The organism is Barnesiella propionica (assembly GCF_025567045.1).
GTDB classification, from domain to species: domain Bacteria; phylum Bacteroidota; class Bacteroidia; order Bacteroidales; family Barnesiellaceae; genus Barnesiella_B; species Barnesiella_B propionica.
This window is the reverse complement of record NZ_JAOQJK010000011.1, coordinates 77,857-91,830: the sequence shown is the minus strand read 5'-3', so window position 1 is coordinate 91,830 and position 13,974 is coordinate 77,857. Positions and strand designations below refer to the sequence as shown.

12 protein-coding genes are annotated in these 13,974 nt (G+C 36.9%); 6 read left to right on the top strand and 6 right to left on the bottom strand.

Annotation, left to right across the window (positions count from 1 at the left end; genetic code table 11):
• Positions 1–7: 7 nt before the first annotated feature.
• The 3 genes from OCV73_RS13540 to OCV73_RS13530 form a co-directional block, all read right to left on the bottom strand.
• Positions 8–1,300 (bottom strand): MATE family efflux transporter, encoded by a 1,293-nt coding sequence (locus tag OCV73_RS13540; RefSeq protein WP_147553024.1) that lies wholly within the window; start codon positions 1,298–1,300, stop codon positions 8–10.
• 808 nt (positions 1,301–2,108) lie between these two features.
• Positions 2,109–2,696: a phosphoglycerate mutase family protein gene (locus tag OCV73_RS13535; protein WP_147553022.1), complete on the bottom strand. Its 588-nt coding sequence runs from the start codon at positions 2,694–2,696 to the stop codon at positions 2,109–2,111.
• A gap of 276 nt (positions 2,697–2,972) precedes the next feature.
• The gene (locus OCV73_RS13530; RefSeq protein WP_147553020.1) at positions 2,973–4,232 is read right to left on the bottom strand and encodes an NAD(P)/FAD-dependent oxidoreductase; all 1,260 of its coding nucleotides are present in this window, start codon (positions 4,230–4,232) and stop codon (positions 2,973–2,975) included.
• Positions 4,233–4,681: 449 nt separating this feature from the next.
• Between OCV73_RS13530 and OCV73_RS13525 the strand changes: the two genes are divergently transcribed.
• Complete coding sequence (locus OCV73_RS13525) at positions 4,682–5,656, top strand: FimB/Mfa2 family fimbrial subunit (RefSeq protein ID WP_147553019.1); 975 nt, start codon at positions 4,682–4,684, stop codon at positions 5,654–5,656.
• Positions 5,657–5,784: 128 nt separating this feature from the next.
• On the opposite strand, the gene OCV73_RS13520 is transcribed toward OCV73_RS13525, so the two are convergent.
• Both OCV73_RS13520 and OCV73_RS13515 read right to left on the bottom strand, forming a co-directional pair.
• The gene (locus OCV73_RS13520; RefSeq protein ID WP_147553017.1) at positions 5,785–7,968 is read right to left on the bottom strand and encodes a patatin-like phospholipase family protein; all 2,184 of its coding nucleotides are present in this window, start codon (positions 7,966–7,968) and stop codon (positions 5,785–5,787) included.
• Positions 7,969–8,151: 183 nt separating this feature from the next.
• On the bottom strand, positions 8,152–9,021 hold the full coding sequence (locus OCV73_RS13515) for an SPL family radical SAM protein (protein ID WP_147553015.1): 870 nt from the start codon (positions 9,019–9,021) through the stop codon (positions 8,152–8,154).
• 294 nt (positions 9,022–9,315) lie between these two features.
• Here OCV73_RS13515 and OCV73_RS13510 point away from each other — a divergent pair, with 294 nt between their 5' ends.
• The 5 genes from OCV73_RS13510 to OCV73_RS13490 all read left to right on the top strand — a co-directional run bounded on the left by OCV73_RS13510 (position 9,316) and on the right by OCV73_RS13490 (position 12,598).
• Positions 9,316–9,708, top strand: coding sequence for a hypothetical protein (locus tag OCV73_RS13510; protein ID WP_147553013.1), 393 nt, complete (start codon positions 9,316–9,318; stop codon positions 9,706–9,708).
• 63 nt (positions 9,709–9,771) lie between these two features.
• Entirely contained in the window at positions 9,772–10,068 is a 297-nt protein-coding gene (gene trxA / locus OCV73_RS13505; RefSeq protein ID WP_147553011.1) for a thioredoxin, read from the top strand.
• Positions 10,069–10,182: 114 nt separating this feature from the next.
• Entirely contained in the window at positions 10,183–10,752 is a 570-nt protein-coding gene (locus OCV73_RS13500; protein ID WP_147553009.1) for a chromate transporter, read from the top strand.
• A gap of 2 nt (positions 10,753–10,754) precedes the next feature.
• Positions 10,755–11,303 carry a chromate transporter gene (locus OCV73_RS13495; protein ID WP_147553007.1) on the top strand — a complete coding sequence of 183 codons (549 nt, stop codon included), beginning with the start codon at positions 10,755–10,757 and terminating at the stop codon, positions 11,301–11,303.
• Between the two features lie 2 nt (positions 11,304–11,305).
• Positions 11,306–12,598: a bifunctional folylpolyglutamate synthase/dihydrofolate synthase gene (locus OCV73_RS13490; protein ID WP_147553005.1), complete on the top strand. Its 1,293-nt coding sequence runs from the start codon at positions 11,306–11,308 to the stop codon at positions 12,596–12,598.
• Here the strand turns inward: OCV73_RS13490 and OCV73_RS13485 are convergent.
• Positions 12,595–13,971 carry a YihY/virulence factor BrkB family protein gene (locus OCV73_RS13485; protein ID WP_147553003.1) on the bottom strand — a complete coding sequence of 459 codons (1,377 nt, stop codon included), beginning with the start codon at positions 13,969–13,971 and terminating at the stop codon, positions 12,595–12,597. The two genes, OCV73_RS13490 and OCV73_RS13485, sit on opposite strands and share 4 nt — an antisense overlap.
• Positions 13,972–13,974 lie beyond the last annotated feature (3 nt).

Genomic DNA, 13,974 nt, shown 5'->3' with positions numbered 1-13,974 from the left:
CTTCAATTTAATAATGTTTTTTCTTTAAATAAACAACGGATTGTACTGCCAGCAAAATAACAAAAAGATATTCCGCTGTTAAATAGACAGCCAGAGAGTCCTGAAAATAATTACTCAACCAATAAAGATAAAGCAAATACACCACTGTTGTGATTACCTGAAATAAAAATGTAATTCTCGTTTTTCCCGTTCCTCCTACTGCATTAAGGTATACATACCCGGGTAAAGCAAATATATAGTTCAGCAGCATGACGATAAAAGGAATAAACGCGAGTTGCACCAACTGTTCATTATCAGTATAAAGACTTATGATCCAGCGGTTACAATACAATGCAATGCATGCTAACGGAAGTCCGATAGCATAGCCTAATTTTAAAATTTTACAGCAAATGGGAAAAAGAGCCTTCTTTTCTCCGGCTCCAATAGCATTGCTCACCAGCGATCCTGTAGTAACAGCAAAAGAATTCGCTATTACAAAGAATAAAGCTGAGACACTTCTGATAATATTGGAGACAGCCAGTTCCATTTTTCCTAAATGTTCAATCGCCACAAAAAACAAAAACCAAGGGGCTACACTAATAAAGGCATGAAACATACTCCATATTGACAAGTTCAGTACTTTAAAAAAGATCGTTCTATTATAAATCGGATTCAATCCATATTTTTTTACATCTATTTTTTTCCACATATAGATACAAAGCATAATAAATGAACCTGATTCTGCCAGTAACGAGGCTATTGCCGCTCCAGAAATCCCCAACTTCAATGTAAAGATCAAAAGAAAATTGAAACAGATATTGATTACCACAGCAATAATGGCAGCACCAAGCAGAGCCTTAGTATGTGTAATTCCTACTAAGAAAGACCGAACCGCCAGAAACGGGAATGAAAATAATAATCCGAAACTACGCCAATCTAAATATTGAACTACGGCCTGATAAATATCCGGAGAAATTATTAATCGTTTCAGGAAAAAAGGAGAAACGATCCGAATAAACAAACAAAGAAAAAGGGCCAACCCCAATAAAAAGAATAAACCCTGAAAGAAGGTCTTTCCTGTTTCCCTATAATTTTGCTCTCCATTTCTTCGGGCGACCATTACCTGTAGTCCTATGCTGAATCCAAAACCAAGCATATAAATAGCCAAATAATAAATTCCGGCTATAGCAGATGCCCCTAATTCGACTTCTCCCACATGACCCAAAAAAACAGCATCGGTAATATTAATTAATTGTTCTATTAAAATGCTCATCATCACCGGAAAGTTGATGAGCCATATTTGTCTATATGTATAATTCATTACTCAACTGTAAATAGAACGATATAACATACTACTATAAAAACAGTATGCCAAATCGCAAATTGAAAAACTAAAGGATTATTAAAAAAACTCTGTGACAAATATTAAATTATTCGTCAGATAGCTGAACAGCATTAGTTCGTAAGTAAGGCTATTCATTGAGTGTAGCTATATACAGAGTTTCATAAAAGATAAATATTACTAATTGAGTCTTACGCAAAAGTATATAAAAATAAAATAATTCAGGTTCTTATATTGTATTATTTTTTTCAAATAGACAAATAAGGAATTCACTTTTTATACTCTTGTACAAAAGTAACTTTATGAGAAAAAGATAAAAATAAAAAACGAATATCTATAGTAATAGTATATGAAACAGACTCATACAGAGTATAGAAAAAATGTGAGCAAGGCAACACTTTTAGTTTCAATCACTGATTATAAAATATGAGAGAATGGTAAAATGATGTTTAATTAATTATCAAAAATCAACTTAAGTTGTACACTTGTGGTATATATCAATAAATACAGATATACTTACGCGTCCATTAATTTTGGAGACAAGTTCGGATATGATGTCATAAAAAGCTACATACATAGTAAAAGCAAGGGAATTATTTAAATCCCGTATTCATCCAAGCGACAAATCTCAGCTCTAAACATTGCAAATAAATCTTAGCCAATTTATTTATAGTTTACCTCCCAAACAGAGACATGACAATATAACATTTGCAGTTTTCATATAAATAATACAAAATTCCATTAAAACAGTCAATCGGGCTATTAAGCCCGGGGGCTTAAAATAAAATCAAGGAATCCACTCTATAATTCCGGATACAGGATGTTGTTTTATCCATTCTTTAAATTCGGTATAAGTCCGCACACCACCCTGAATAACTGCCTGATAATAAATTATACCCATGATCTTTTCTGTTTCTGGTGTTTCAAATTTCAATTTCAGGATAGCATATTTGATTTCATCGGTCAAAAGAGCAGCAATACGTTTTGCTACATTTTCAAAATACCCCTCATATCGGGAACCCTTCAAAAGATGAATCATATCTATCTGCCAAAGTTCATGTTCCTCATCTTCATACCACGCATGCCATTCCAAACATGCTTCATCCGTATTCAACAAATTTGCATACTCTATTTTCCGGATAGCCGGGTTTTCCGCCAATTTTGCCATAATCCGGAAATCATCCGCCAAACTAACGGAAGAAGAATAGATATGAAAATCTATATCCCTATGTTTCATTAATAGCCCCATAGATAAAGAACCTACCAAATTAATATCGGCTCCGGTTGATCTCCAGGAATTCTCAATATCCGTTTGTCTGATAATTTCCCATGCTTTTTGCTGGTTCCGAGTCGCCAATTCTATCATTTGCCTCATAATATATTATTTAAAACTGCGAAGTTAGAAGGAAAAACAAAATAAAAAAATAGTTATTTATAATTATACTGAGAGTGATACAAGAAATGATCGCTACTGATATAAACCCGATACAAAAAAGTAAAACGACTCTAATAGAAATATGCTAAATGATCCTTGTCTTTTAAATTTATAAAACTGAATTTAAACGAATAATGAAGGGATCGGTTAAAAATAACCGATCCCTTCATTATTCGTATTTATAGAATATACAGCAAATAACACTGTAAACACTCTTTAGACAATAGTATGATCACCGACAAGTTCTGCAAGCGGCATGCCCCAGCTTGGAACTTTTCCGCCTAATGTATAATACATATTTTTAAATCCCATTTTGAGCAGATATGGAGTATAACCCATTTTCATTACACTTATGTCTCCACCCCACCATTCATTCGTATGCATATAGAAGCCTTTATGACTACCCATATCCCCAAAACACACAACCATAGGACTAAGCGGTTTTACTTCTTTTTTCTCACCTACTTCATTCGCTATCATTTTCGAAACGATCTCGGCTTGCATATGTCCTATAGCTCCTAATTTAGGAACGCTCAACGAAGCAGCATCTCCGACTGCAAAAATTTCAGGATAATCAGGATTATGCATATAAAGGTCTGTCACTACAAATCCCTGATCATCAACAATGGGCAAAGACTTCATAAATTCATGAGCTTCCCAATTCGGAAATATAATTTTTAATTCCGCCTCAAGGCTACTCCCGTTACGAAATTCAATACCATCTTTGTAAATACGTTTAATACCCACCGTATCGTTGATATAACCAAATCCCATATCCTTTACTATAGGCAACAACTTACCAAGTATTTTCTCTCCCGCATCTTCTGCAATCACTTTTCCAGGTGTAAACAATGTTACTTTTTTCGCATCCCCCAGTTTATGATGCTTAAGCCAGTCGGCAAATGAAAAGCCTAATTCTACCGGAGGCCCTTCACAAGCGGCAAGTGCTACCGGTATTTTGGGGAGTTTAGGACTCTGTCCCTGCACGAACCTGTCCGAACCTATAACAATCGGGCCTCCTTTATATTCATTGTAAAGGTATTCACGAACCTGATTTCCATAATACGTATCTGAAAAAGTATGCCCGAATTCAGCAAAACCTTCGATCTTGTCGTATGCCAGACGTGCGCCCAGTGCTATAACCAGATAGTCATACCCGATTTTCTCTGACGGCGAACCATCCCTTTCATTCGGTTTATACCTCACCATACGGTTTTCCGGATCTATCTCTTCAATCTCACCCTGAATGAACCCGGACCTGTCATGTTTAAGAAATTTCTCAAACATAAATTCAAGATTATCGGCCGGATTATGACCGTTGAAAACCTCTATAGGTATATTAGGAATAAAATTGATGAAGTTTTTACGATCGATAACCGTAATATTTACATTGTCTTTCGCCTCCTGACGAATAAATCTCGCAACCGTTAAACCAGCGAAATTACATCCCAAAATTAATACACGTTTTTTCTCCATATTTAAATATTTAATATCGGTTCATTACTTAACTTCCCGTCTTTTATCTCAGCTCTGCTGCTTTATAATACAACAAATAATATATTTATAAAACTAACGATTATAGATATCAAAAATCAAATAGACAATTTGTGGTTGTGAAGTTTTCAAAGATTTATTTTGCCGGTAAATGCGGCATTTCTTTCTGCTTGTCGTTTGTCCCTTTACTCCTCCATATAAACCGGAAACTCACAGACTAATCATATAAAACAATAATCTTTATATATAAAGAGAAATCAATTGTTTTTGTTTTCTTTATAAAGTTATATTTTCCCTTATATTCTTTCTATCTGTTTTTTTATCCCTCAAAAACACATTCAACCTTTATTGCCCTTAATATTATTTCAAAAAAAACAAAAACATAAACTAAAGCATCTGATTGCCTGTTTACTATCTAAAAACTATAGAATATGGACAAGATAATAATATACTCATTATTCTGTTCTCTTGCTTTTTTTGCGACAGATTGTTCAGATGGCGACAAACATTCCAGCAATGACGAGCCAAGGGGAAATCTTATTCAACCGGAACTATATGCCAATGTGAGTACTATAAACTCCGTATCTCCACTTACAGGGATTCTGGAAGCTTACCCATGCAAAGAAAATACATCCACCTATATAGGCAATTATAGAAATGGTTCTTTGAATTCCATATATGCAAGTTATCAGGTAAGTAACGGGAGCACTATATCCGGTAATAATCCGGTATGGCTTCCGATAGGAACTTACAATATGATATATTGGGCTGTACCAAAAGCGACCGTCCCTATTTATGAGGGCATGGCCGAGAATGATCCCCCCATAAGCATAGGAATGAACCTTGCCAATACATACAGATCTTTAAGGTTACGTTCAGGTAGCTCCGGTAATTATTATCCGGTTTTCGACTATGTTTTCGGCACACAAAAAATAAATATAGGAAAAGATAAATTGAATGCAGCCCTTCAAAGAGTAGTCGCAGCAGTTAATGTAACTATTAAAAATCAAAATGATTCTGTTTTCGATTCAGCAATAGACAGTGTATGGGTCACGATAGGCAATATATCCGAAAAACTGGATTATTATACGGCGACGGCTTCCAATCCGAGTAAGACCGTGAGTTTTGAACTGACACCGACCGCTGACAGGAAGCAGATGATAAGTAATATGGTCAACCTTTTTCCTTCAGCCGCGACTCCCCCATTTCAACTGAATATCCTATTATCCAACAATAAAGTAAAAACTTATCAGCAAAACCTCTCATCCACCCTGTCTGCGGGAACAAAAGTTACCCTGACGCTCACTTTAAACGGGATTCTTTCTGAAGAAGACGAAACCGGACACTTCGAAGTAACGGATTGGGTGGAAAAGAGTGAAAATATAGATGTGCCACCTTTGCAATAAATCATTTTATATAAATAGACCCTTAAAAAGCTGAAACTTAAAAGTCCCGGCTTTTTTCATAACCCTACAAGCGCTCCCTATAAATGGATATCTGAAAGAACATATCCGGTCCTCCAACCGGACGCTTGTTAAAATACATACCCGAGATTCAGATAAAAACCCACTTTATGTGTTCTGTTAGAATAGCCGAATGATATTTCCAAAGGTCCGGCAATACTATCATAACCATACCCGATACTTCCGCCGAACAAATGTTCCCCATCCCATAACTTTAAGAAATCATTTTGCGTAATTCCGTAATTCAATATCAGAGATACATAATTTTTAGGCCATAAACGCTGGCGGAACTTCGTACGAATCACCAGAACCGAATTATCCACCATTTCCAAATAATTAATTCCGGCAAATGGCAACTGCTGAGGTACATAATGACCGTAAATATCACCTCCCAAAGCATTCCTGTATGGATAAGGGACATCTGTCCCGAATAATATTCTTCCATAAACCGAAGGTATTATAGCAAAACGCCTGTTCAGAGAATACACCGAAGTCCAAGAACCCGAAAGTGCAGAGAACGGGGCATGTCCTTTATAATGTATCATATTGTCAGTATAAAGCGAATAAGTAATCTCGGACATAGTACCTTTCGTAGGAAAACTCCGTTTATTATAAGTCAAATAATTAAGCCCTGTAAAATATCCCAGAAAACCTTCCGGCTTCACTTTCAGGTCGCCACCTATCATATTATTATAATTATAATGTTCAAATCGTAACCCGGCAGAAAACTTTATCATCCTGTACAAATAAACAAAATAACTTATTTCTCCCTGATTATATTTGTATGTAGTATTATAGGCACGCTTTCCACGATTATATATATTTACGTCATTATATTGAAACATATACGAAAAATTAAAATTTTTATCCAGCCACGGTTGTACAGAAAAGTCTATTTTCCCGAGCGATCTCTTCCCCAGCCGACATGTGGCAGAGACTGAAGACGGTGTTTCTGTCTTAAGCTGTAATGTTGCATTTAGCAAAATAGCGGCAACCTCTTCATTATCTACTCTTACCCCCAGATTCAGAGTACTTGTCCTCCGGCTTTTTACATCAAAGCGAAGATCATATCCATCGGGAACACTTATAAGTTCATAATTTATATCCTGATAAGACTGTGTTCCCGCCAATATAGAAAGAGCATTCTGTATCTGCTCCATCGTATTCTTGTTATCTTGACGCAAACCACTCTTTTTCATGAGCCATTCACCATTATTGCCACTTAACCCGTCAAATATTATCTTATTAATATAAAAACTGTCACTGCCTGCATACGGAACAAAAGGGCCGGGCCGGTTAGCCATGTAAGAAGAGTCTAATCCCAACTGCTGTTTCACAGCTAATAAATCGTTCCACTTATCACGGGCAGCTTTCTCTCCCCTTTGTATTAACGTATCTATGGCAGGTATCGTAAAACTGGCAGCAGAATATCCCTCCACATCCACCTTCATATATACAGTCGTATTTTTTATATTTTCTTCATAGTTCTTTATACCGAGCAAATCAATGATCTGTCCCAGAATATCCGGAACAGTATTTAATTCACTTCCGTCTTTCAATCCGCTTTGAACATCAACACCGATAATAATATCTGCACCCATTTCACGGGCGACGTTGACTGGAAAATTATTTTTCATTCCTCCGTCTACCAAGACCATTCCATTGACACGTACCGGTGTAAACACCGCAGGAATAGCCATACTGGCACGCATGGCTTTTGCCAGAATTCCTTCATGAAAAACGACTTCATCCCCGTTTACCACATTTTCCGAAACACATGCAAACGGAATAGGTAACCGGTTAAAACTGATTGAATCGTGATATCCCACCGTCAAATCTGAAAAAAGAATATCCAGATTAAGGCCTTCAATAACACCGGCCTTTAATATATCGGATGGCTTCTTTGTAAACGGTACCGATAAAACATATTTCTCTGCACGTTCTTTCTCAACATAAGACTGGTCGCTGCGGCGTATTCCGTCACTGAGCAGTAACTTCCAATCCTGTTTATTCACCATGCTGTCCAACTGATAGGGTGTATAACCTATAGAATACAGTCCTCCGACAATGGCTCCCATACTGGTACCCACCACAAAATCGACCGGAATACCCGACTCGTCAATGATCTTCAAAGCTCCTATATGAGCCATACCTTTCGCACCTCCTCCACTAAGCACCACCGCAACTTTTTTACGAGACTGCACCGCGAAAGGTATCAGAATAAATATCAACAAAAAAACAAAGTATCTTTTCATAGACAATTATTTATAACCATAAAAAAGGAATAAACTTTGTTTTTATATTCATTCACAAAGCTTACAACTCTAAAACAAAACAAAAGACACTAAGTTTTATTTAATAGTTATAAATGCAAACAAATATCCATTCTGCAAGATATATAAACCTTTTTTCCTAACAAGCAATAGATATATCTTGACTCAAAATAGGGATAATTGAGGATCTGGAGAAGAATGATAAAAAATCATCTCGGAACTTAATCCCAAACGAATAACCTCATTCTGAAAAACATCACTCAATAATCTTTGTTTCGGACTATCGCATATATATCTTTTTCCAAAATCAGACTCATATTTCTCTTTCAGTCCCGGAAAAGTCTTCTCCAATGATTTATAAAAATAATCTCTTGAACCGTTTCTCATAGTTACACCGAACATAGGTAGCACATAAGCTGCACCGGAATCCTTCGCCATACGGAGTAAAGAACAAAGATTCTCAGGCGTATCATTGATATATGGCAATAATGGCATCAAAGTCATACCCGTATAAATACCGGCCACCGCTATTTTCTCCATTGCCTTAAAACGTCTGGAAGATACCGGTGCTCCAGGTTCCAGTTTACAACATAAACAATCGTCTGCCGTAGTTATAGAAAAACTTACGGCAGCATAAGTTCTGGATATATCCTTCAACAAATCGATATCTCTTTCAACCAGACTGCTTTTCGTTATTACATGTACCGGAAAATTATATTTTGCAATAAGAGCCAAAGCACGGCGTACAAGCTCTGTATCTCTTTCCAGCGGCATATACGGATCATTCATAGAACCAGTACCTATCGTACCCTTCTCCCGTTTGACACGCAATTCTACCGATAGTAAATCCAGTGCATTTTCTTTTATACATATCTCCGAAATATCCCCGATACCATAACAATCGCTTCGAGTATCGCAATAAATACATCCATGCTGGCATCCCCTGTAAAGATTCATATTATACGATATCCCGAAAAAAGTATCGCACACACGCAATTTCGATAAAATAGTCTTAACCTGTATATTTTGCGACATACCTCAATTCAAATTTATAATTCCTGCGAAAGTACCTAATAAACGGCATTCACTGTTATTACCGGAACCTGCTTATTATCATATGCCCCACATGTAAGCATAAGGTTTACAATGAATACGAAAAATAATGAAAGAATGCCGCAATAATAGTATATCGGAACAATTTTCAAATGATCATAAAGACAACATCTGCAATAATCGATCCTATAACAAAACATTCATAGGATAATTGAGCAGATACAAAGATAAAATAATATCATTACTTTTGTACCCAAAATCCATATCATAAATAAAATGAAACATATAAAAATACAGGGAATATTCGGGATACTATTCCTTTGCTTAAGCATGGCTGCATGTACTCCTAAGCCCGAAACAACAGCCCGCGACTTTGTAAATGCAATGACCCGTACCGATTTCGATAAAGCAAAAGAACTGTGTACAATCGAAACACAACATAATATAGACTTTTTTGCTGTTCTCATAGGAAATCAGAAAGAAGAAGTTCGGAATACACCCGTTAAATTCGAAATAGATAAATCCATTTCATCTGTCAATAACGATACAGTACAGATAATTGGTCGCTTGTACGGAGAAGAAGGAACAAAACTTTTAAAAAAAATAGATTTACAAATAATTAAACATGATAACAAATGGCTTGTCAATTACAACAAACAAGGTTATTAAACTTGTACGAACTGTTTACCCCAGCATTTGTTATTTCTTTATAAATACAAAATAAATACAGATATGAACAATTTTGAGGAAATGATATCCGGAGACAAACCGGTTTTGGTAGATTTCTTCGCCGAATGGTGCGGACCTTGCAAAGCCATGAAACCTATACTTGAAGAAGTAAAAACAAAAATGGGCGATGTAGTAACTATCCTGAAAATAGATGTGGATAAAAATAATACCGTAGCATCGAAATACAGGATACAAACCATACCAACCCTCATCATATTCAAAAACGGTGAGGTCAAGTGGAGACAATCCGGCGTTATGACAGCCGGAGACCTGATAAAAAAGATAGAAGAATACAAATAATAAATCAGCTATATGCCGGTAGATGGTAAGGAATCTACCGGCATATATTTCTTTATTTCCTCGTATTTACCCTTATTATTTATAACTTTGCATCTGTTTTAAAAAAGCAATAGAATGAATATTTACCTACAGATGTTCATTTCCTTTTTCAAAATAGGTGCATTTACTTTTGGTGGCGGTTGGCCCATGATACCTATTATAGAAAAGGAGGTGGTTGACAAAAAAAAATGGATCGACCGAACCGATTTTATAGATGCATTGGCTATTGCACAATCATTACCGGGCATATTAGCCGTCAATATTTCTATTCTGGTAGGCAATAAACTAAAAGGCTTTAAAGGCAGTCTCGTATCTACGCTGGGAACTATTCTGCCGTCTTTTATCATGATCCTCGTAATAGCCATTTATTTTTCCAAATCATACGATAACCCCATTGTTGAACGTATTTTTAAAGGAATACGCCCTGCCGTAGTAGCCCTTATCATATCTCCCGTTCTCACCACGGCAAAATCAGCCGGAATAAATTGGAAAACTATATGGATACCCGCTTCTGTCGCATTATGTATATGGCTGGCAGGAATGTCACCAGTCTATTTTATAATACTTGGAGGCGCGGGGGGTGTACTTTATTATAAGTATATCAACCGGAAACTAACCGATAAATCAGATAAAAAGAATATGTAAATATGGTTTACCTGAATTTATTCATAGCATATATCAAAATAGGCCTTTTCGGTTTTGGAGGCGGATACGCCATGCTTTCCCTTATCCAGCATGAAGCCGTAGAAGTTATCCATTACGGCGAATCCCAACCTTGGCTTACCTCGACTGAATTTACCGACATCGTAGCCATATCTCAGATGACCCCGGGTCCTATAGGAATAAACAGTGCTACCTATGTAGGTTACGTTGCAACCGGAGGAAGTATATGGGGCTCGTTGCTCGCCACTTTCGCCGTATGCCTTCCTTCCTTCGTACTGGTATTACTAGTCAGCAGATTTATCCTGAAAAATAAGAATAATCCTATCATCAAAAGTATTTTTACAGGACTACGTCCCGTAGTCGTAGGACTTATTGCATCGGCCGCCCTGATACTGATGAACAAAGAAAATTTCTCCGACTATAATTATAGTATCCTTATCGCAGTTTTATCTTTCGTAGCGGTACAATACATAAAAGTACACCCGATCTTAGTAATAATTTTGTCCGGAATTGCCGGATTTATCATTTATTAGACATGACTTATCAGGAAACTATAGAGTACTTATATAACGAACTACCCGCATTTCAGCATATAGGAGCACCGGCTTATAAACCAGGATTACAAAATAGCGAACTACTGGATGAATATTTCGGTCATCCCCATTGTAAATATAAAACGATACATATCGCCGGAACCAATGGAAAAGGTTCGACATCACATCTGTTGGCTGCTATTTTACAAAAAAGCGGATATAAAGTAGGCCTATATACATCGCCGCATCTGATAGATTTCAGAGAACGCATCAGAGTAAACGGTAAAATGATCCCGGAACAAGACGTGATAAATTTTACAAACCGTTACTTGAATATCAAAGAGTTTATAAAACCTTCTTTTTTTGAACTTACCATGATGATGGCATTCGATTATTTCGCACAGCAAAATATAGATGTAGCTGTTATCGAGGTCGGATTGGGGGGAAGGCTGGACAGTACCAATATCATTACCCCTGATATGTGTATCATAACAAATATCAGTTACGACCATATTCAGATATTAGGTAATACCTTACCGGCCATAGCCCGGGAAAAAGCAGGCATTATAAAAAAAGATATACCTGTAGTAATAGGTGAAGCGGAAGGAGAAGTAAAAGACGTATTCCTGCAACAGGCTCATACGGCTGGCGCACCTATCATATTTTCCGAAGAAAAACGCACTATCAGTGAATCACGTCACACTCCTGCAGGACAATGGATATTCGAAAGTGCTGAATATCCGGAATTACTGGGCGAATTAAACGGGCTATGTCAGGAAAAAAATGCTTCAACCGTATTAACAGCCGTAAAAACATTAAAAGATATAGGATACGATATCCCGGCCGAAGCCGTTTACGAAGGATTTGCACACGTCACCACCATAACGGGACTCATGGGACGCTGGCAGCAAATAAGTATAAATCCACGTATTTTATGTGACACCGGCCACAATACCGGAGGAATCCAATATATAACAGCCCAGTTACAACAAGAAAAATATAATACGCTACGCATCGTAATAGGAATGGTTAATGACAAAGACATTTCAGGTATTTTACATATGTTGCCCAAACGAGCCGTATATTATTTTACAAAAGCTTCTGTTCCCCGGGCACTACCAGAAAAAGAAATGAAAAAATTAGCTGACAAAGAAGGACTGACCGGAAAAGATTTCCCAAGCGTTCCTGAGGCAGTAAACGCAGCCTGCAAAGACTATATACCCGACGACCTCATTTTCGTTGGGGGAAGTACTTTCATTGTAGCCGATTTACTAAATATGGAAAGATTTCATTAAAAAGAAACAGGCTGAACGACTTCTCGTATCGGAAAATCTTTCAACAACATATCTCCCAAATCGCAACATTGGCACTCTCTCATTTCATACAGAGCCTGCCATTCTTCCTCAAAACGGGTAGCAAGATCCAGGATAAAACTTTCATTCCATTCATCATCGTTTGTATGTCTCTCTATTTTATCCAGAACATATTTTACGGTAATCGTTTGTATATCTATAGCAGGTAAATAGGCAACAGTTCGGCTGTCTTCCAAAGTAACAGGAATTATAACATGAGAATTTTCCAGCAGTTCCACAGCCCCAGCAACTAAGGGGAAATAAATATTTATTTCTTTATATAAATCGCTTATCGTATAAGGTTTTTCTCCTTTTTCGAAACGCTTTACGATATATGTGGCTACCACCAAAGCAACAAAATCCTTATTCCGGCGGGAAACTTCACTGATACGGCCGAAACTGAACTTACCCACATTCTGTATAGAATATGTCAACAAAGCACCGAATAAACATATAAGCCAGGATAATTGCAACCATAACAATAATAATGGCAAAAAAGCAAAACTACCGTAAATAGCATTATATTTCGACACCCATATCTGACCGGAAATATACAGGAACTGAAAGATCTGAAATGCACAACCGCATATCACTCCTGAAATAAGGGCTGCTGTAAACTTTACTTTCGTATTCGGTATGAAAATATACATTGCCGTAAAGAACAATGAGGTAAGCACATAAGGTGCGAACGATAGCAAATTACGAACTAACGGACTTATAAAGTTAAGATATACGACATTATCTATAGAAGCCGAAACAAATAAAGAAAGACCGCTGGAAGAGATCATTAATATCGGCAAAATTATAAACATAGACGTATAATCAGTCACTTTACGATAAAAAGACCGCCCCTTTACATCCCATATATTATTAAATGCCGATTCTATATTGGATAAAAGACTGATCAAAGTCCAAAATAAGAAAACCAAGCCTATACCCACAAATACGCCGCTTTTCGTTTGAGATAAATAAGCATCCACAAATTGAAGAGCATGTTCCAAAGCCTCGCGCTGAGCAGGAAAATAATCAAACAACTGACTCTGTATGATATTCTGAAAACCAAAACCTTTGGCAAATGCAAATAACAAAGCCAGAACCGGAACTATTGCCAATATGGTATTATATGTAAGTGCCGACGCCTTTGATTGCAACTGTTCATCCACGAAAAAATGAGCCGTGGCATTTACAGTTTTTATTATATTGATATGCAACTTATTCTCGGTGATTTTCCAGACATCCACCGTCACAAAGCGCCAGAAAGATAAAGCCTTATCAGATAACCTGGCGAAAAATGAATTTTCACGTTGCTTTCCCATACT